Below are 19216 nucleotides of genomic sequence, written 5' to 3'. Positions count from 1 at the left end.
GCCGCTTTCCCCGGGCGGCTTTTTCGTGCCCGGGCCACCCACCCTATATTTGCCGCTATGAACGAGTTCCTCCTGGAGGCTCCGCAGCAGGTGCTGGGGCAAAATGTGCGGATCGGGAAAGGCACCCGGATCCTGGCCGAAAGCGTCGAACTGGGCGACGGCGTCCAGATCGGCGACGGCGTGGAGATCACCTGCGACCGCCTCGTGCTGGGTGCCGGCAGCAAGATCGCCTCCCACACCCACCTCCTCGCCCCCGAGATCACCCTCGGCGAAGGCTGCTCCATCGGCCGCAACGTGGAGGCCGAACTGAACGAATACCTCCGCCTCGGCAAGCTCTCTGTCATCGGCTCCAACTGCGTCATCGCCGGGCAGGGCGTCAGCAGCGGCGACTACCTGTGGCTGAAGAACGGCGTCATCATCGGTGGCGGCGGCTGCTCTGGGCCCAACTCCTACCTGCACATGGGCCATGGCGTGACCATCATCGACAAGTGCTATATCAACCTTTCCGAAGAAGTGACCATCGGTGACAACGTGGCCCTCTCCTATAACGTAGTGATCCTCACCCACGGCGCCTGGCAGCCGGTACTCTATGGCTTCCCCGCCCAGTTCGGCCCCGTGCGTATCGGCTCCGGCTCGGTGATCTACCTCAACTCGGTGATCCTCCCCGGCGTTACGCTCGGCGAGCACGTGACCATCGGCGCACAGTCGCTCGTCAACCGCGACGTGCCGGCCCACCATCTGGCAGCCGGCACCCCGGCCAAGGTGGTCAAGAACATGGAATCCTTTACAAAGCCCCTCCCCCTGCCCGAGATCGACCGCATCCTCACCGGCGTGCTTTCCGACTACGCCGGCACCCTGGCCCCGAAGGAAGTGGAACTGCTGGAGCTGCACGCCGGGGGCAACCCGGTACTGGTCAAGCTGAAGCACGGCGGCACGACGCGCACCATCGCCTATTATAAAGGCGCCGAAGCCGCCGCCGAGCCGGTGGCCGCGGACATCACGCTGTCTTTCCGACCCCTCGACGACGCCGAAAAGGGCACCGCCCACTTCAACCTCCAATCGATGGAGATTGAAGGAGAGCTGGACCTCGTGGGTGAAGACCTGCGCGACTACATCCGCCGCCGCGCCATCCGCTTCCTCAACGGCAAGCCGTTCAAAACGATCGTCATCGCCAACGTGCGGCGCCTGCGCGCCCGCAGGGCCGGCGCCTGACGCACCCGCAGGCAGCTGCGCCATCGATTATTCGCCGCAATGCCGTATTTTCGCACCCCACAAAAAAAACGCGCGGAGCCGGGCTAAAGCCCCGCCGGCTACGCTCCACATCAAACAATATGGCTACGATCACGCAACAAGAGGTGGCGCCGCTGCACAAGCAACTGCAGGTCACCCTCCAGAAAAACGATTACCTGCCCTCTTTCGAAAAGGCGCTGAAGCAATACAGCAAGCAGGCCAACATCCCCGGCTTCCGCAAGGGAATGGTGCCTACCGGCCTCGTCAAGAAAATGTACGGCGCCTCGCTGTTCGTGGACGAAGTGCTGAAGCAGGTGGACAAAGAAATGAATGACTTCCTGCAGAAAGAGCAGGCCGACATCTTCGCCAACCCCATCCCCGTGAAGGTGGACCTCGCGCAGCTCGATATGAACAACCCGGGCGACTACGAGTTCACGTTCGAGATGGGCCTGAAGCCCGACTTCCAGCTCCCCGACCTCGGCACCTTCCCGCTGAAGCGCTACGAGATCACCGTCAACGACGCCATGATCGACGAAGAGATGGACCGCCTCCGCGGACGCTACGGCAACATGACCGAGCCCGCTGAAGTGAACTCCGACGAAAACGTGCTGAACCTCAATTTCACCGAAACCGACGCAGCCGGCAACCCCATCGCGGGCGGCGTAACGAAGGACAACTCGGTGCTGGTGCGCTACTTCAAGGAAAGCTTCCGCCCCACCCTCATGGGCAAGAAAACCGGCGACTCGCTGCAGGTGGCTTTCGACGAAGCCTTTGGCGGCCAGGAAGCCCAGTGGATCCTCCAGGACCTCGGCATCGACTCCGGCACCGACCGCTACTTCCGCCTCGACATCACGAAAGTGGGTCTCGTGGAAAAGCGTGAGCTGGACCAGGAATTCTTCGACCAGCTGTACCCCAACGATAAAGTAACTTCCGAAGAGGAGCTGCGCAACCGCCTCCGCACGGAGCTCGAAGGGCAGTGGAACACCGAAAGCCGCAACCAGCTGCACCACAGCCTTTATCACGCCCTTCTTGACAACACCCAGATCGAAATGCCCGAAGCGTTCCTGAAGCGCTGGCTCCAGACGCAGGGCGAGGGCGGTATGAAAACCGAGGAAGAAGCAGCGGCAGAGTTTCCCCACTTTAAGAACCAGCTGAAGTGGAGCCTCATCACCGAGAAGATCGCCAGCAGCGCCGGCATCGAAGTGGGCCAGGACGATCTCCGCGCCTTTGCCAAGCAGCAACTGCTCGGCTACATGGGCGGCCAGGTAATGGACACCGAAGCCGAATGGGTGACCGACTACGTGAACCGCATGATGAAGGACCGCAAATACGTGGAGGATGCCGCCAACCGCATCCAGACCGACAAGATCTTCCAGTGGCTCGAAAGCCAGGCGAAGACCACGCCGGAGCCCATCACGCGCGAAGCCTTCGTGGAAATGAACCAGCAGCACAACCACGCACACCATTGAGCGACTCGCTGATGTCTGATTTCGGATATCTGATTTAATAGAAAACGGAAGCCTGCGGCTTCCGTTTTTATTTGCGTGCGTCCGCAACAAATCAGACATCCGAGATCCGACATCCGACATTGCGCGGGGGGAAAGCAGACAGAATGTCTGCTTTCCCCCCGCGCACGGTATTTGCAAACCGGTATTCCACTAAATTGCCACAACTTAACAACAGACGATATGAGTTTTTCCTCTGAATTCGAGAAATATGCTGTCAAGCACCGGGGCCTTTCCAGCAACACGCTGAACAGCTACGCCAAGTACAACGTGACCGCGCTGACCGCCAACGTGATCGAGGAACGCCCGATGAATGTAGCCGTGATGGACGTGTACAGCCGCCTCATGATGGACCGCATCATCTTCCTGGGCTATCCCATCAACGATGAAGTCGCCAACATCGTGACCGCGCAGCTGCTCTTCCTCGACTCCACCGACCGCACCCGCGACATCAATATGTACATCAACTCGCCCGGCGGCTCCGTGTATTCGGGCCTCGGCATCTACGACACTATCCAGTACGTAAGCCCCGACGTAGCTACCATCTGCATCGGCATGGCCGCCTCCATGGGCTCGCTGCTGCTTTGCGCCGGCACCGCCGGCAAGCGCGCCGCCCTGAAGCATAGCCGCGTGATGATGCACCAGCCCTCGGGCGCTATGGGCGGCCAGGCTACCGACATCGAGATCACCGTGGGCCAGATCAAAAAGCTGAAGCGCGAGCTGTACGAGATCTACAGCCACCACTCCAACCAGAGCGTGGAGCGCGTGGAAGAAGACCTCACCCGCGACTACTGGATGACCGCCACCGAAGCGAAAGAATACGGCCTCGTGGATGAAGTGCTGCTGGTCAACCCCAAGAAAGAGAAGAAAGAAAAGGCTTAAGCGTGAACCGTGAGCCGTGAACCGTGAGCGCCCCCTGGAGCCTATTCACGGCTGACGGCTGACGCCGCACGAAAATTCAGGCAATCAACCTATAAATCAATCCACAAATGGAACGCAACGAACTTTTATACAACCGCCGCTTTCACATCATGAGCCCCCAGCCCAACCCCGAAGAGCCGGAGCAGGAAGAGGAAAAAGAAGAACGCGCAGAGACCGATACCCGCATGCTCTACAAGCGCATGGAGCAGCATTTTTACGAAACACGCTCCATCTACCTTTGGGGCGTGGTGGACGACAAGAGCGCCAAAGACATCACTACGAAGCTGCTCCTGCTCGACTTCGCCCAGCCCGGTGAAGAGATCAAGTTCTACATCTCCTCGCCCGGCGGCTCCGTTACCAGCGGCATGGTCATCTACGATATGATGCGGATGATCAAAAGCCCGGTAAGCACCATTTGTATGGGCCTCGCGGCCTCGATGGGTTCCATCCTGCTCAGCGGCGGCGCCAAAGGCCGGCGCTTCATCTTCCCCCACGGCGAAGTGATGATTCACCAGCCCTCGCTCGGCGGCCACATTCAGGCCGTGAGCGCCGACATGGAGATCCATGCCGAGCAGATCCTCCGCACCAAGGAAATGGGCGCCAAGATCCTCGCCGAAAACACCGGCCAAACGGTCGAGCGCATCCGCAAAGACTTCGAGCGCGACTACTGGATGGACGCCGAAGCCGCCCTGCAGTATGGCATCGTAGACAAGATCAGCGACAAACTGTCGTAAGCGCGCCGATCAAAGACGAATAGATTAAAGCCATCGCTACAGCGATGGCTTTTTTATCGGCGTTACCCCCCGCGATCAACGTACTGCGTTCCGGCCCCTGCATGCCCGTTCCCTAGTGATAAACGACGTAACAAATGGTGGTGAATCGGCGTTAAACGATTGAAACACCGGCTTTTGACCTAAAATCCTCCCAATTCATCCCAATTGACGCGCCCGGGCTGGGTTTTTTCTAACTTTGCCCGCTGTCCGTGCAGCCAACTGAGCGGGAAAGCACTCTAACTAATCAGAAAACATCCTATGGCGAAAAACATATTGCATTGCTCTTTCTGCGGCCGGAGCCGCGACGAGGTGAAGATCCTCATCGCCGGCCAGGAGGGACATATCTGTGAAAACTGCGTGGAGCATGCCCGGGAGATCATCGACCAGGAGCTGCTCGTGCGCGACGACAAAGGCGCCGGATCCGCAGCCTTCAAGCTGACGGTGAAAAAGCCCCTCGAGATCAAGAAATTCCTCGACGAATACATCATCGGCCAGGACGAGGCCAAAAAGGTGCTCTCGGTGGCCGTATACAACCACTACAAGCGCCTCCAGTACAAAGCCGAGCCCGGCACCGAAATCGAGATCGAAAAAAGCAACATCGTCATGGTGGGCGAAACCGGCACCGGCAAAACCCTGCTGGCGAAAACCATCGCCAAGCTGCTCAACGTACCCTTCGCCATCGTAGACGCCACGGTGTTCACCGAAGCCGGCTATGTGGGCGAAGACGTGGAATCCATCCTCACCCGCCTGCTGCAGGTGTGCAACTACGACGTGGCCGCCGCCGAGCGGGGCATCGTCTATATCGACGAGATCGACAAGATCGCGCGCAAAGGCGACAACCCTTCCATCACCCGCGACGTGTCGGGCGAGGGCGTGCAGCAGGGCATGCTGAAGCTCCTCGAAGGCACCGACGTGCTCGTGCCCCCGCAGGGCGGCCGCAAGCACCCCGAGCAGAAACTCATTAAGATCAATACCCAGAACATACTCTTCATCTGCGGCGGCGCCTTCGACGGCATCGACAAGATCATCGGCCGCCGCGTGCAGACCAACACCATCGGCTTCAACGTGGACAAGGACCTGCAGGAGAACATGAAGAAGAACCTGCTCCGCTACGTGAATGCGCAGGACCTGAAAGCCTTCGGCCTCATCCCCGAGCTGCTGGGCCGCCTGCCCGTAGTGACCCACCTCGACCCGCTGGACGCCTCCACGCTGCGCGCCATCCTGGTGGAACCCAAGAACGCCCTCATCAAGCAATACATCCGCCTCTTCGAGCTCGAAGGCATCAAGCTGCAGCTCGAAAACGACGTGCTCGACTTCATGGTGGAAAAAGCCGTGGAATTCAAGCTCGGCGCCCGCGGTCTGCGCTCCATCTGCGAAAGCATCCTCACCGACGCGATGTTTGAACTCCCCTCCTCTTCGGAAAAGTTCTTCACCCTCGACCTGGAATATGCCAAGCGCAAATTCGACAAGAGCAAGATGAGCCTGCTGAAAGTCGCGTAGCGACGTTTGTAGTTGGTGGTTTGTAGTTTGTAGTTTTCTGCAGGCCGACCACGAACTACATTCGCAACGACAAACCACAAACAACAAACTACAAACTGATTTTATGTTTGGATCTATGCTCGGTGGTGGCGGCGACATGCAAGGCCACGTTACGGAAATCACGGCGCGACTGAAAGAAAAAGCCGGCCTCAACGACGAACAGGCGGCCAAGGTGCTTGAAACAATGAAAGACTACCTCGTAGAGCAGTTTCCCATGATGCAAGGCATGGTGGAAAACATGCTGGGCAAGGGCAAATAAGAAAACAAGTTTCGGAACCGCTAAGAAAATAAGTAACGAAGTGGTTACGCTAAGAAAATGGCTATGCGATGCATAGCCATTTTTTATTTCTTCTTCGCGAAACGCTTATTCTCTTCTTTTCTTCGCGGTTCAAATCGCTTTTTTCACTTGCGCTACCTTCTTTTCATTCTTCTCTGCCCTTTGCTGCTCGCCTGTCAAAAGACGGAGCGCACCGTGCAGCGCTCGTTTTATTACTGGAAGACCGTCTACAACCCGACGGCCCGGGAGAAAGCGGCGCTGGATTCCCTGCGCATCAACAACCTGTACGTGCGCCTCTTCGACGTGGGCATCGACGAAGCTACCGGTGCGGTGGAACCACGGGGCAAGATCAGCTGGAAGCAGTCCCCCACCGGGCGTACCATCACACCCGTTGTCTTCATCACCCAGGAAGCGTTGCGCAGCGGCGACTCCACATCCCTCGACTCCCTCGCCGCCCGCACGGCCCGTCTCTCCGAAACGCTTACCCGCGGGGTTCGCCTGAGCCGGGAGTGGCAGATCGATTGCGACTGGAGCGCGGCCACCCGCGACCGCTACTTCCACTTCCTCCGCCGCCTCCGCGCGCAGCCCTTTGCCCGCGGCAAAACACTCTCGGTAACGGTGCGCCTGCACCAGCTCAAATACGCCGCCTCCGCCGGCATCCCGCCCGCCGACCGCGGCCTGCTGATGGCCTACAACATGGGCAACCTCCGCGACCCCGGCGCCACCAACTCTATCCTCGACAACGAAGAACTCGATAAATACATCGCGAGCGCCGACCGCTACCCGCTGCCCCTCGATGCCGCCCTGCCGCTCTTTGATTGGTACGTATGGTTTTCGGCCAACCACTACCAGGGCCTCGTGCACCACCTCGAAAGTCCGGCGCTGCAGGGGCCGGGGCGCTTCCCCTTCGCAACCGACACGATGATCGAAGGCTACGCCTTCCGCCGCGGCGACTGGCTGCGCCACGAAACGAGCCCGGCCGAAGCCCTCGCCGATGCCGCCGGCACCCTGTCGCGCCACTTGCCGTCTGCCGATGTTCGTGTACTTTTATTCGATCTCGACGAGCACAATCTCGCGGGGTACCAACTCCATGAACTGGAAACTGTTTTTGAGCGCTTCCGTCGCGGCGCTGCTCGGCCTCGTGCCGCAAAACGGCATTAGCTGCGCCGGCGGTGACGAAGACCCGCAGGACTATTTCACCTCCTTCTTCAGCCGTGCCGCCTCCGGCGCCGACCCCTCCTACCGCCCCTTCTATTACACGATGGTGCGCAGCTTTTACGACTCCGAAGACCCGGCCGGCACCGGCGAAAGCGTAAATGCCGCCCTATTGGAAGAATGGCAGCGCTACTGCGGCGGCGCCAGGCGGGCCGATGTGGCCGGACTGGTGATGACCTCCACGCGGGGCGGCCTGTCCGCCCTCCGCGATGGAATCTCCAAAGGCCGCCTGCCCTCCGACTACCAGCAGAACAGTGCCGCTACGGCGCTGCTGGGGATGCACAAGACCGAAGCCGTGGAATACCTGCAGCTCGCCAAGGAAGTAGAGGGATTAACGTCGGGGGCCTCTTCGGCCTGGGACGAGGCGCCCGCGCGCGACTCCGCAGCGCTCTTTCGGCAGATGCAGGCCGCCAGCATGGCCGGCGCCGTGAGCGCCGATCCCTTCCTGAAGCCCAAGTGGGCCTTCCTCTCCTGTAAAGCCGCCTTCTACGCCAACCGCTACGACGACTGCATCCGCCTTTACGACAAAAGCTTTCCGCAGGACGGCAGCGCCGCCGTGCAGCCACTGGCCCTGTCGTACAAGGGCGGTGCGCTCTTCCGGCTGAACCGCAACCGCGAAGCCGCCTATGCCTTCAGCAAAGCCTTTTCGGCCACCGCCTACAACCGCCGTGGCAACTTCCTCGGCTTTCTTTGGAGCTCGCACTACGCCGACAGCACACTGCGTGCATCCTACGTGGCGCAGGGCCGCAACGCGCGCGAGCAGGCCGCCCTCACCGGGCTTTTCGGAATGTATGGCGAAGCGCCGGCACTACGCAACCTGCAGGAGGTGTACCGCCTCGACCCGGCATCGCCACTGCTGCCACTGCTGGCTTCGCGCGAGATCAGCAAGGTGGAAGAGCAATACCTGGCCCCCCTGATGGGCCGCACCTATATCGGCTACCGCGATGAACCCGCACCCGCGGAGCTGCGCAAGCAGCGGGAAGAAGGCCGCGCCCGCGCCGCCAGCCTCGCCCGCATCCTCTCCGGCATGGGCAACGACAGCACCCTGCGCCAGCGCGCCTACTACGCCGCCGGCGCCGGCTATATGTACCTGCTCGACGAGCGGTACGATGCCAGCCGAAGCCAGCTCGCGGCGGCCGAAGCACTGAAGCCTACGGGCAAGCAGCAGGACCAGGTCAGAATGCTTCGCCTCCTTATCGCCGCCAACGAGCCGAAACAGTTGTCGGCAGGCGAAGAAGCGGCCCTCCTGCCCGCCGTGCGATGGCTGACCGCAATGGCGAAGACCGACGAAGAATACGCCCCCTTCCTCCGCAACTTTTTCAGCGAGCTCCTCGTAAAACGCTATACGGCGCAGGGCGACAAGGCCCGCGCCAACCTGGCCCTCGCCGTGGGCAGCTACGGCACCGACTACCTGCACAACGAGCTGACGGCCGGGGAAACGGAACGCCTCTACCGGCTGGTCGATGCGCCGGCAACGCCCTGGGAGCGCTTCCTGGCGCAGAAGGCCACCTTCAACCGCAACGATGTGATCGAATCGCTGGGAACGGCGTACCTGCGCGAAGGCAAGTACGCACAGGCCATCGAATGGCTGCAGCGGGCCGACTCGCTGCCGAAGATGCAGGGCTCCGTTTATGATGCCGACTGGAACGAAACAACGGTGAACGTAGACCCTTTCTTCGACTACCTCAACGACCGGCAGCGGTATGAGAAGCGGCTGGCACAGGCCTATACCAAGCTCACCTTCGCCCGCAAGATGAAAGAGCTCCACGACAAGGCGGCACGCAGCACCGACCCCGACTCGCTCGCGCAGGTGAATTACCGCCTCGGCTCCGCCTATTACAACCTGAGCCAGTACGGCAACGCCTGGATGGCCGTCAGTTGGGACCGCAGCGGCGCCGACTGGAACGAGGGCGACTATAAAACCGCCTGGCAGAACGATTTCTTCGGCGTATACCGGGCCCGCCGGTACTATGAACAAGCGTACAAGGCGGCGCGCAACCGCGACTTCAAAGCGGCCTGTTATTTCATGATGGCCAAGTGCACGCAAAAAGCCCTGCCCCGCCCCTCCTGGAGCAACGTCAGTTACGAGGAATGGGAGCGGCAGAACGCCGAATTCGAAGTGAAGTTCCGCAACAACCCGATGTTCCCGGGCTTTGTAAAGGACTTCGGCGATACGAAGTTTTACCAGTATACCTACAAGCGGTGCAGTTACCTCCGCGACTTCGTACAGCGGCAGCAGCAGCCTCCAGTGAAGAAGTAGCCCGCCGCTGCTATAGCTTTGGCGGGCGGGGAAGGGGAAAAGGTTTTTCACCACTAAGAAAAGAATAGAAGAAGGTGGTACGCGAAGAGACAGGAAAAGGCCCCACCAGTGGCGGGGCCTTTTACTTATTAACTAGTCAACGTAGCAACCGGTTCACTTAACTGCAACCCATGCTGTTGCCGCAGTTAAGGCACTTGTAGCAGGTGCCGCTGCGCACGGTGATGTGACCGCAGGTGTTACAGGCCGGGGCGTCGCTCTGCATGCTCTTGGCAGCTGCATTCACCGCACCGAGACCGTTAGAGGCCTTCACGGCTACCGGCTGCTTGTGGGCGACGGCCTTGGCCGCCTGGGGCGTGGAAGCAACCACCCGTACCGAGGAGAGTTCAGGCTTGTCCGCCGAAGCTTTAGCGGAGGCGGGTTCATCCCAGCTTTCGGTGCCGGTGTTTTCCACTTCGGGCTTGTCGAGCACGTGCACCAGGTCGGTGCGGTTGAGGTACTCGTAGCCGAGGAGGCGGAAGATGAAGTCGACGATCGACGTGGTGCTCTTGATGTTCGGGTGCTCCACGAAACCGGCGGGATCGAACTTGGTGAAAACGAACTTCTCCACGTATTCGTCCAGCGGAACACCGTACTGCAGGCCGATGGATACCGCTACGGCAAAGCAGTTAAGCATCGAGCGCATCGTGGCGCCTTCCTTGGCCATATCGATAAAGATCTCACCCAGCGTGCCGTCGGCATACTCACCGGTGCGTACGAACATCGTCTGCCCGTTGATCTTCGCCTTCTGCGTAAAACCGCGGCGCTTCGCCGGCAGCGAGCGGCGCTCTACGATGGAGGCCAGCTGGCGCTTCAGCGCCGTGTCGGGCGATGCCTGGACGCGCTTCTGCACTTCCTCCAGCAATTCATCGATGGTGAGCTTGCTCATGTCCACGATGTTGGTGGCCTCTTCGGCAACGGCGGGCAATTCGGCTTCTGAGTTTTCTCCTTCCGCCGAAGCCTTGGATTTCTTATCGCTTTTGTTCGACAGCGGCTGCGACATCTTCGAGCCGTCGCGGTAAAGGGCGCAGGCCTTCAGACCGAGCTGCCAGGAGAGCATGTAGGAGTCGGCGATCTCGTCTACCACCGCTTCGTGGGGCAGGTTGATCGTTTTGGAGATGGCGCCCGAGATAAAGGGCTGCGCGGCGCCCATCATGCGGATGTGGCCGTGGGCGTGGATGTAGCGCTCGCCTTTCTTACCGCACTTGTTGGCGCAGTCGAACACGGGGAGGTGCTCCTCCTTCAGGAAGGGCGCGCCTTCTACCGTCATCGTGCCGCAAACGAAGTCGTTGGCCGCTTCGATCTCGCCATCGGAGAAGCCGAGGGCTTCCAGCAGGCTCCACTCGAAGTTGAAGTACTGCTCGGGGGTGAAGCCGAGGCGCTGCAGGCACTCTTCGCCGAGGTTGTATACGTTGAACACAAAGCCGATCTCGAAAGCGCTCTTCACGGCCTTGTCCAGCTTTTCGATTTCGGCTGCAATAAACCCTTTTTCCGACAGCGTCTGGTGGTTGATGCCCGGGGCGCCGGCAAAGGTGCCGCTGCCCACGGCGTATTTGATGATCGCGTCCATTTCCTTTTCGGAATAGCCCATGTTTTTCAGGGCCGTGGGTACGCTCTGGTTGATGATCTTGAAATAACCGCCGCCGGAGAGCTTCTTGAACTTCACGAGGGCGAAGTCGGGCTCCACGCCGGTGGTGTCGCAATCCATCACGAGGCCGATGGTGCCCGTGGGGGCGATCACCGTCGTCTGGGCATTGCGGTAGCCGTGCTGCTCGCCGAGCTCGAGGGCGTCGTTCCAGGCCTTGCAGGCGGCCTTCAACAGGTAGTCGGGCGTGAACTGCGCCTTGAGGCCCTGCGGCTTCACGGAGAGGCCTTCGTATTCGGCGGCGTCGAAAGCGGCGGCGCGGTGGTTGCGCATCACGCGGAGCATATGCTTTTTGTTCTCTTCATAGCGGGGGAAGGCGCCGAGCACAGCGGCCATTTCGGCCGAGGTCTTATAGGCCACACCCGTCATGATGGCGCTGATGGCGCCGGCGATGGCGCGGGCCTTTTCGCTGTCGTAGGGAATGCCGCTCACCATCAGCAGGGTGCCGAGGTTGGCGTAGCCGAGGCCGAGGGTGCGGTAGTCGTAGGATAGCTGGGCCACTTCCTTGGAGGGGAACTGCGCCATCAGCACCGATACTTCGAGCACCACCGTCCACAGGCGGCAGTTGTATTCGTAGCCTTCCACGTCGAAATGGTTCGTCGCAGAATCGTAGAACTTCATCAGGTTGGCCGAGGCAAGGTTACAGGCCGTGTTGTCGAGGAACATGTACTCCGAGCAGGGGTTCGAAGCGCGGATCTCGCCACCCTCGGGGCAGGTGTGCCACTCGTTGATGGTGGTATTGTATTGCGTGCCGGGGTCGGCGCAGCGCCAGGCGGCGTAGGCGATGGTGTTCCAGAGCTCGCGGGCGGGCACTTTCTTCATCACGCGGCCATCGGTGCGGGCGGTCAGCTCCCAGTCTTCACCTTTCTCCAGCTTCTCGAAGAAGGAGTTGGGGATGCGCACGGAGTTGTTGGAGTTTTGCCCGCTCACGGTGCGGTAGGCTTCGCCTTCGTAGTCGGAGGGATAGCCGGCCTGGATGAGGGCGGCCACTTTCTTTTCTTCTTCCACCTTCCAGTTTACGAACAGCTCGATCTCGGGGTGATCGAGGTCGAGGCACACCATCTTGGCGGCGCGGCGCGTGGTGCCGCCGCTCTTGATGGCGCCGGCCGCGCGGTCGCCGATCTTGAGGAACGACATGAGCCCCGAGGAGGTGCCGCCGCCGGAAAGCTTCTCGCCTTCGGCGCGGAGGTTGGAGTAGTTGGTGCCTACGCCCGAGCCGTATTTGAAGATGCGGGCTTCACGCACCCAGAGGTCCATGATGCCGTTGTCGCCCACGAGATCATCCTCCACGGACAGAATAAAGCAGGCATGGGGCTGGGGACGCTCGTAGGCGGAGGTCGATTCTTTCAGCTGGCCGTCGCGGGCATCCACGTAGTAGTGCCCTTGGGGCTTGCCGGTGATGCCGTAGCTCTCGTAAAGCCCCGTGTTGAACCACTGCGGCGAGTTGGGCACGCACATCTGGGCGAGGATGGAATAAACGAGCTCCTCGTAAAACACCTGGGCGTCCTGCGTGGAGGCGAAATAACCGTACTTCTCGCCCCATACGCGCCAGCAGTTGGCAAGGCGGTGGGCAACCTGCTTCGCGGAAGTTTCGCGGCCCGTGCTGCCGTCGGCCTGGGGCACGCCGGCCTTGCGGAAATACTTCTGGGCCAGGATATCGGTGGCGATCTGGCTCCAGCCCCTGGGCACTTCCACGTTGTTCATTTCGAACACCACTTCCCCCGAGGGGTTGCGGATCACGGACGTGCGGTAGTCGTACTCGAACAGGTCGAAAACGGGAACGTCATCCCGGGTGAATTTGCGCGTAAAGGTCAGGCCCTTCGCAGGTTTTTTAGCATTGCCCATGGCTAAAGAAGATTTATTGTGGTGGATTAGAAGTTTGTCCTGCCGCCGCTCGTTACCAAGCGGTCGGACGACGAAAGTATCTGTACAGGGCGAAAAAAGAGAGCCGGAAATATGCACATCCCGGTGGATAACTGTTGACAAATTAGGGAGCGCCCGTCCCTGTTGCTTCCTGCGATTTTTTCACGCGAAATCCACATTTGCTGGCATAAATAAATTTGGGCCTGGTCATTTCGGTTTTAAAGCGGGAAACCGGCAAAGCCCGGCCGTTACCCCACTCCCCGGCCACCCCATTCTGTAGCCGAAATTCCCATGGCACAGGCATTGCAAAACTTTTCGCATTTTTGCAGCTAATACATTCGGATGCAGGGCCTTGTTTATCAATCGTTACAGGAAAAGAAGATCCGGGGCGCGAAGTCATTCGCCCTCCTGATCGACCCGGACAAGGTTACGCCTGCCCTGCTCCAGGAGCTCGTGCCGCGCGCCGAGGCGGCCGGCGTGGACTACTACTTCGTGGGCGGCTCGTTGGTCATCAGCGACGGCCTCGACGAATGCGTGCTCGCCATCAAGGCGCTGACGGCCAAACCGGTGGTGCTTTTCCCCGGCGCCCCCTCGCAGCTGAGCCGGCACGCCGACGCCCTCCTGTACCTTTCGCTCATCTCGGGACGCAACCCGGAGCTCCTCATCGGGCAGCATGTGCTGTCGGCGCCCTTCGTAAAGAAGAGCGGCCTTGAGCTGATGCCCACCGGCTACATGGTGGTCGACGGCGGCGCACCCACCACTGTTTCCTACATCTCCAACGCGGCGCCCATCCCCCACGACAAGGCCGACATCGCCCTCTGCACCGCCCTCGCGGGCGAAATGCTGGGCCTGAAGCTCATTTACATCGATGCCGGCTCGGGGGCCCGCCGGCCCGTGAGCGCCGAGATGATCGGTGCCGTGGCGCAGCATATCGACGTACCCCTCATCGTCGGCGGCGGCATCCGAACGGGTGAAGCCGCCTGGGCGGCCTGCCAGGCCGGCGCCGACGTCGTGGTCGTCGGCAACGCCATCGAAAAAGACCCGGCGCTGCTCGAAGAGATCGCCGCGGCGGTGCATGGCGGGGTAACCAGTTTATAATTTGTAGTTGCCGGTAGGCGGCGACGGACAATAAAAAAAGAGCCCCTCTTGCGAGGGGCTCTTTTACTTACTGAACCAAAAGGATCAACGGGCGATCACGACGCGGGTGCTCAGTACGGTCGTGCCATCGGTGACACGAACGGTGTAGAGACCGGCCGCAGCCGTTTGCAGGTCGAGCGTCAGGTCTTCGTTCTTGTAGCTGATGTTCTGGTCGCGCTGCAGCAGGCGGCTGCCGCGGCTGTCCAGCACCTCAATGTGCAGCTTGCCCTGCAGGCCGCTTACGCGCAGTTGCACGATGCCGCGGCTCGGGTTGGGATAAGCGCTGAGCGCAGCCTCGATGGCCGGCTCCGTGCGGGGCTGCTGCCGCGTGACGGCATTGCCGCCGCAGGTGCCGAGATAGCCGCCGTTGGCGAGTTGCGTACCCACCGCTGCCGGGGCTACACATACCTGCACCCAGGGGTTGGAGCCCGAGCCCGTGTTGTGGCAAACCAGCACTTTGTCCATCTTGTTGCCACAGCGCACATCTACCGTGCCGATCACTTTGGTAATGACGGCGGAGATGCAGCCGAAGGCATCGCGCACGACCACCGTCCAGGTGCCGGCACCTACAGCCGTGGATGCCGATGTGGCACCGTTGCTCCACTGGTACGTGTAGGGTGCGGTACCACCTGCCGGAGTTACGGTAAGGGTCAACGTAGCAGGTCCATAACCCTGGTAGATCGTGTTGGGCTGGCCGCCGGGGCGAACGGCCCAAACGTCGGCTACCGAGCCGCTCACTGGTGCATTCACCCGCACGTTGGCCGAAGCCGTGCTGCTGTTACCATGCACGTCGGTCACGGTCCAGGTAATGGTCGACGTACCCACGTTGAAGGCACCGCTGGCGTCGGCTCCGTTGCCGTTGCGGGTGCTGGCGCCGCTGATGCTGTAGGTCACCGAAGCGATGCCGCAGTTGTCGCTGAACGTCGCTGCCGGCACATTATAGGAGGAAGCATGGCAGTACACCGAAGAAACGACGGGGGCCGTTACCACCGGGACTTCCCTATCCTGTACCGTGATGGCTTGCGTGGCGCTGGCCTGCTGGCCGTTGCTGCCGGTGGCCGTCCAGGTGATGGTCGTAGTGCCTACCGGGTACGGGGCGGAAAGCGCGGCGGCGTCGCTGCGGGAACCGCTGACGCTGGCATCGTTGCTGCCGCAGAAGCGGATGTCGTCGATGTAATACTCGGGCGCCGCCAGGTCGTCGGGGTTGTTGCCGGCGTAGAAGTCGATGGCGCCGAGTTGCTTCGTGCCCGGACCGTTCACCGCGCCGATGCGGTCGGAAAGCGTCCAGGTCTGCACTGCGCTGCCGTTGATGTACAGCGTGGCGGTGTTGGCATCAAGGTCGTAAGCGTGCCGAACGTCGAACCACTGCCCGTGCGGGAAGCTGAAGGTGGTGGTAGCGGCCGGCGTGCGGGCCGAGCCGGTGCCGTTGGCAAAGAAGCGTACTTCATGGCCGAACTCCGTACCGATGCTGCCGGCAAACTTCTGCGAATTGAAATACGCGAAGCGGCCCTCGGGCACATACATTTTCCAGGTGAGCTCCCACTTGCCGGAGGTCTTGTCGCCCAGCAGGTACAGTTGGTCCTGGTCGTTGGCGAGGCGCATGCTGTTGGGTGCGCTGAAGGCATAGTTCGAAGACACCGTGCCGCCGAAGCCGCCGGGCCAGGGGGTGAAGTAGGGCGACTGTCCGCTGATGTCACCGGCGCTGAAGCCGTCCATCTTCTCGCTGCGGCATTCGTTGTTGGCGCAGAAGGCCGCGGCCTTCGGAGTGGCTACAGCCACGCGGGCACCGCAGGTGCCGGCGTCATTGGAGGTCGTGATCGCGGGTGTGTTTGCCAGCACGGGTGCGTCCATGCTCAGCACCGTCACGATCTGCACACCTTGCGTGCCGTTGCCCGAGGCATCCACCGCGGTGTAATACACGGGGGTGCTGCCCACGGGGAACTGGTCCGGCAGCGGGTTGCGGGTGACGGTGGCCATCGAGCAGGTGTCGGTAGCCGTGGCCTCTCCCAGCGCAACGGCCGAAGCCGGGATGCTGCAGGAGCCGGAGGGCGCTGTTACCGTGACGTTGGCCGGCAGGTGGAGCACCGGGCGCGTTACGTCGCGCTTCGTCAGGCGGAAGCTGCAGAAGGCGCTGTTGTTGGCCGCGTCGCGTACGGTGAAGTTCACGAACAGGGCACCCGTTCCGCTGAGGAGCGTGCCGGGGGCCGGCGACTGCACGATGTTCAGGGCGCCGTTGCAGTTGTCGGAAGCCTGCAGCAGGCTGCGGTAGTCGGGCATCGCGACCGTGCAGTTGGACTGCAGGTTGATGCTGCGGTTGGCGGGGCACACGACAGTCGGCGCCTGCGCATCCACCACCGTTACGGTAAAGGAGCAAACAGCCCGGTTGCCGCCGGCGTCCACGGCTTCCCAGGTTTCCGTGGTCGTACCGATCGGGAAGGTAGCACCGCTGCCGAGGCCGGAGACGAGATGCGTAGGAATATTACCGCCTTCGAATTCCACCACGAAGAGGGCGTTCTCATAATAATACCAGTCGTTCCAGGTACCGTTGGGTCCCCAGTTGATGACGGCCCAGTCTTCATTGCCGCCGGCATTGTTGGGTTCGCCGCCGTTCCAGTTGGTATAAGTCACCGGCTCGCTGGTCACCCAGCGGAAGTCGCCTTCCACGGCGCGGTCGGTATGCCCGATCCAGATGAAGGCCGGGTTCATGGCCGAAACGAAAGCATTTTCCTGTGCGTTGCTGATCGTTACGAGGTGGCCGCCGAGCGCGATGGCACGGGCGTGCGCATCTTCGGGCGTGGTCACGCTGTTCGACAGGAAATAGGCATGACCGCCGAAGATTCCCTTGTAAGTATAACCCGGGATGGAAGTCGGCAGGCTGCCGCTGCCGCAGTTGTCGGTAGCGGAAGGCGCGTTGTAGTTCACCACGGCACCGCAGCTGTTGGCGGCTGCATTCACCGTCACATTGAATGCACAGGCGATCACCGGCGGCGTGTTGTCTTTCACGATCACGGTCTGCTCCTGCTGCGTGCTGTTACCCGCAGCATCGGCATACGACCAGTGAATGGTGTAGGTGCCCTGGGCGGTGTAGCTCAGCGGATCGTTGGTGGTAGCGCTGATGAGGCCGCTGCAGTCGTCGGTCGCCTGGGGGGCGGTGGCCGTTACCGAGCACTCGCCGTTGAGCAAGGGCAGGGAAGCCTGCACCGGAACGGGGGCCGAATGGTCCGCTGAGGCTACCACGAACGATGCGGGCGCCGAAGCGCAGCCACCGGCAATGCTCTGCACCGAATAGGTACCGGGATGTACGTTGATGGAAGCGCTGCTGTCGCCGGAATTCCAGCGATAGGCAGAGCCGCCCGAAGCCGTGAGCGTTACGGTTCCGGCCGGGCAGGTTTCTGACGCGCCGTTGATGACGGGCATTTCCGGACCGGTTACGATCACGGTCACGGTTACCGTAGAAGTACGGGACGGCGTTCCGTTGTCGGAGGCGCTGAATTCGATGGTATGCGTACCAATGTTGCAGGAAGAAGCAGTGATCTGCACCGTCGCCGTGGACTGGGCACCGGCTGCCTGGCCGCCGCTGACCGACGCCGTGGCGCCACAGAGGCCATTAAGGTCGACACTGTTGGTCACAAACTGGTTGACTTCGGGGCCGAGGGCCGACACCGTGAGCGTAGTCGTCTCCCCACAACCCAGCGTCAGCGTGTTCCCATTCGGCAGGCCGGAGAACGAAGGTGGAATGTTGTCCGCATTGCTGACGTTGAAGGAGTAGCACTCGTAGTCGAGATAGTCGACGCCGTCGGTAGCGCCACCGCCACCATCATAGGTGGTGCCGGCGAAGCCGAAGCGCCCGGTCTGAATGAAGTTGCCACCGGTGCCCTTGTTCACGCCGGCAGTAGCGGGCGTGCCGCCAAACCCAGCCGAACCGCCCGAAGCGGAGCCGGTGGTCCAGTTCATGTCGCCGTAGTTGAACTTGACGTTCTGGCCCAATCCAACTACGGGGTCGGCACCATCGCTGATCACCACCTGGAAGGTGTTCTTTTTATCGCATTGGCCACTGTAATAACCAACGGCTTCCCAGGTCACCACGAATCGGGTGCCGAAGTTCTTGTAGTAAACGCCGCCACCGCAACCAGCGGGCGAGTTGCCGCGGGTGTCCACATCAGCCCAGAAGGGCGCAACCATCGGCATGCCGGCAAAGGGAAAGCCGGTGGAGCTGAAGCTGCTGTAGGCGCTGGTGAAGGTGAGGTTGCCGTTGTTGTTCACAAACACCGAGTTGTAGGCCACGCCATACAGGTTGAAGGTGAAACCGAGCGGGATGACGCCACTGGAGTTGTCGTCGCCGATGGCCAGCCGCGTCCAGCTGGCATCGCGGGGAATGAGGCAGCTTTGCGCCGCTGTTTGGCGTGCACCCGCGGACGGGCGGGAGGCGTCGTGCGGCGCCTGGAGCACCGGGCGGGTGCGCTGCAGGGCAGCGGCGGAAGCCTTTTGCTGGTCGTACTGGTCCAGCGCCGCGTTGTACGCGGCGGAGTCGGCGGCCGGGTGCCCGGTGTCGGTAAATTGTGGGTAGGAACTCTGCGCGGAGGCACCGGATATGCCGGCAACCTGCAGGCATAAAACGGCGAGGCCGGCCAGGAAAGTCCTGGACTTGCTGTTTCGAGGGATGCTCATAAGGAGTTTAGTTTTAACTGGTGCCGATCACAGGTCGCAAGGGCGTCCCGCTCCACTGCCGAAGGCACGGAAAGGAAGATCCATACATGGAAAATGAGGTGGGGAACACAGGTCAGTGAGCCGTCAGGAACGACTCCGGAACTTCAA

Annotated in this window: 11 protein-coding genes; 9 read left to right on the top strand and 2 right to left on the bottom strand. The window is 61.2% G+C overall.

All coding sequences use genetic code 11. The features are described from left to right. Positions 1-57: 57 nt before the first annotated feature. From E0486_RS05015 to E0486_RS04980, 8 genes are all read left to right on the top strand, one after another. Positions 58-1212 (top strand): DapH/DapD/GlmU-related protein, encoded by a 1155-nt coding sequence (locus E0486_RS05015; protein ID WP_131851051.1) that lies wholly within the window; start codon positions 58-60, stop codon positions 1210-1212. Between the two features lie 119 nt (positions 1213-1331). Next, the gene (tig, locus tag E0486_RS05010; protein WP_131851050.1) at positions 1332-2699 is read left to right on the top strand and encodes a trigger factor; all 1368 of its coding nucleotides are present in this window, start codon (positions 1332-1334) and stop codon (positions 2697-2699) included. 219 nt (positions 2700-2918) lie between these two features. Continuing rightward, positions 2919-3617 (top strand): ClpP family protease, encoded by a 699-nt coding sequence (locus tag E0486_RS05005; protein WP_131851049.1) that lies wholly within the window; start codon positions 2919-2921, stop codon positions 3615-3617. 107 nt (positions 3618-3724) lie between these two features. Next, on the top strand, positions 3725-4390 hold the full coding sequence (locus E0486_RS05000) for a ClpP family protease (protein WP_131851048.1): 666 nt from the start codon (positions 3725-3727) through the stop codon (positions 4388-4390). Positions 4391-4687: 297 nt separating this feature from the next. After that, on the top strand, positions 4688-5929 hold the full coding sequence (clpX, locus tag E0486_RS04995) for an ATP-dependent Clp protease ATP-binding subunit ClpX (protein ID WP_131851047.1): 1242 nt from the start codon (positions 4688-4690) through the stop codon (positions 5927-5929). Positions 5930-6032: 103 nt separating this feature from the next. After that, positions 6033-6227, top strand: coding sequence for a hypothetical protein (locus tag E0486_RS04990; protein ID WP_131851046.1), 195 nt, complete (start codon positions 6033-6035; stop codon positions 6225-6227). Between the two features lie 147 nt (positions 6228-6374). Further along, positions 6375-7406, top strand: a complete 1032-nt coding sequence (locus tag E0486_RS04985; protein WP_131851045.1) for a hypothetical protein — start codon at positions 6375-6377, stop codon at positions 7404-7406. After that, positions 7336-9720, top strand: a complete 2385-nt coding sequence (locus E0486_RS04980) for a hypothetical protein (RefSeq protein ID WP_131851044.1) — start codon at positions 7336-7338, stop codon at positions 9718-9720. The genes E0486_RS04985 and E0486_RS04980 overlap by 71 nt, the downstream gene beginning before the upstream one ends. 157 nt (positions 9721-9877) lie before the next feature. Here the strand turns inward: E0486_RS04980 and E0486_RS04975 are convergent, their stop codons facing one another. Then, the gene (locus E0486_RS04975) at positions 9878-13246 is read right to left on the bottom strand and encodes a vitamin B12-dependent ribonucleotide reductase (protein WP_131851043.1); all 3369 of its coding nucleotides are present in this window, start codon (positions 13244-13246) and stop codon (positions 9878-9880) included. 360 nt (positions 13247-13606) lie between these two features. Between E0486_RS04975 and E0486_RS04970 the strand changes: the two genes are divergently transcribed. Then, positions 13607-14362 (top strand): phosphoglycerol geranylgeranyltransferase, encoded by a 756-nt coding sequence (locus E0486_RS04970; RefSeq protein ID WP_131851042.1) that lies wholly within the window; start codon positions 13607-13609, stop codon positions 14360-14362. Positions 14363-14446: 84 nt separating this feature from the next. Here the strand turns inward: E0486_RS04970 and E0486_RS04965 are convergent, their stop codons facing one another. Further along, entirely contained in the window at positions 14447-19069 is a 4623-nt protein-coding gene (locus E0486_RS04965; RefSeq protein WP_131851041.1) for an HYR domain-containing protein, read from the bottom strand. Between the last annotated feature and the right edge of the window lie 147 nt (positions 19070-19216).

The sequence above is a fragment of the Flaviaesturariibacter aridisoli genome (assembly GCF_004343705.1).
GTDB classification, from domain to species: Bacteria; Bacteroidota; Bacteroidia; order Chitinophagales; family Chitinophagaceae; genus Flavisolibacter; species Flavisolibacter aridisoli.
The sequence above is the reverse complement of the archived record's forward strand: the minus strand, read 5'-3'. Positions and strand labels throughout refer to the sequence as shown.

Bases quoted from the DNA above. Each gene is read 5' to 3' on its own strand.
- E0486_RS04990 (WP_131851046.1), top strand. From the start codon at position 6,033: ATGTTTGGATCTATGCTCGGTGGTGGCGGCGACATGCAAGGCCACGTT.
- E0486_RS04970 (WP_131851042.1), top strand. From the start codon at position 13,607: ATGCAGGGCCTTGTTTATCAATCGTTACAGGAAAAGAAGATCCGGGGC.
- tig (WP_131851050.1), top strand. From the start codon at position 1,332: ATGGCTACGATCACGCAACAAGAGGTGGCGCCGCTGCACAAGCAACTG.
- E0486_RS05015 (WP_131851051.1), top strand. From the start codon at position 58: ATGAACGAGTTCCTCCTGGAGGCTCCGCAGCAGGTGCTGGGGCAAAAT.
- E0486_RS05000 (WP_131851048.1), top strand. From the start codon at position 3,725: ATGGAACGCAACGAACTTTTATACAACCGCCGCTTTCACATCATGAGC.
- E0486_RS04975 (WP_131851043.1), bottom strand. From the start codon at position 13,246: ATGGGCAATGCTAAAAAACCTGCGAAGGGCCTGACCTTTACGCGCAAA.
- clpX (WP_131851047.1), top strand. From the start codon at position 4,688: ATGGCGAAAAACATATTGCATTGCTCTTTCTGCGGCCGGAGCCGCGAC.
- E0486_RS04965 (WP_131851041.1), bottom strand. From the start codon at position 19,069: ATGAGCATCCCTCGAAACAGCAAGTCCAGGACTTTCCTGGCCGGCCTC.
- E0486_RS04980 (WP_131851044.1), top strand. From the start codon at position 7,336: ATGAACTGGAAACTGTTTTTGAGCGCTTCCGTCGCGGCGCTGCTCGGC.
- E0486_RS05005 (WP_131851049.1), top strand. From the start codon at position 2,919: ATGAGTTTTTCCTCTGAATTCGAGAAATATGCTGTCAAGCACCGGGGC.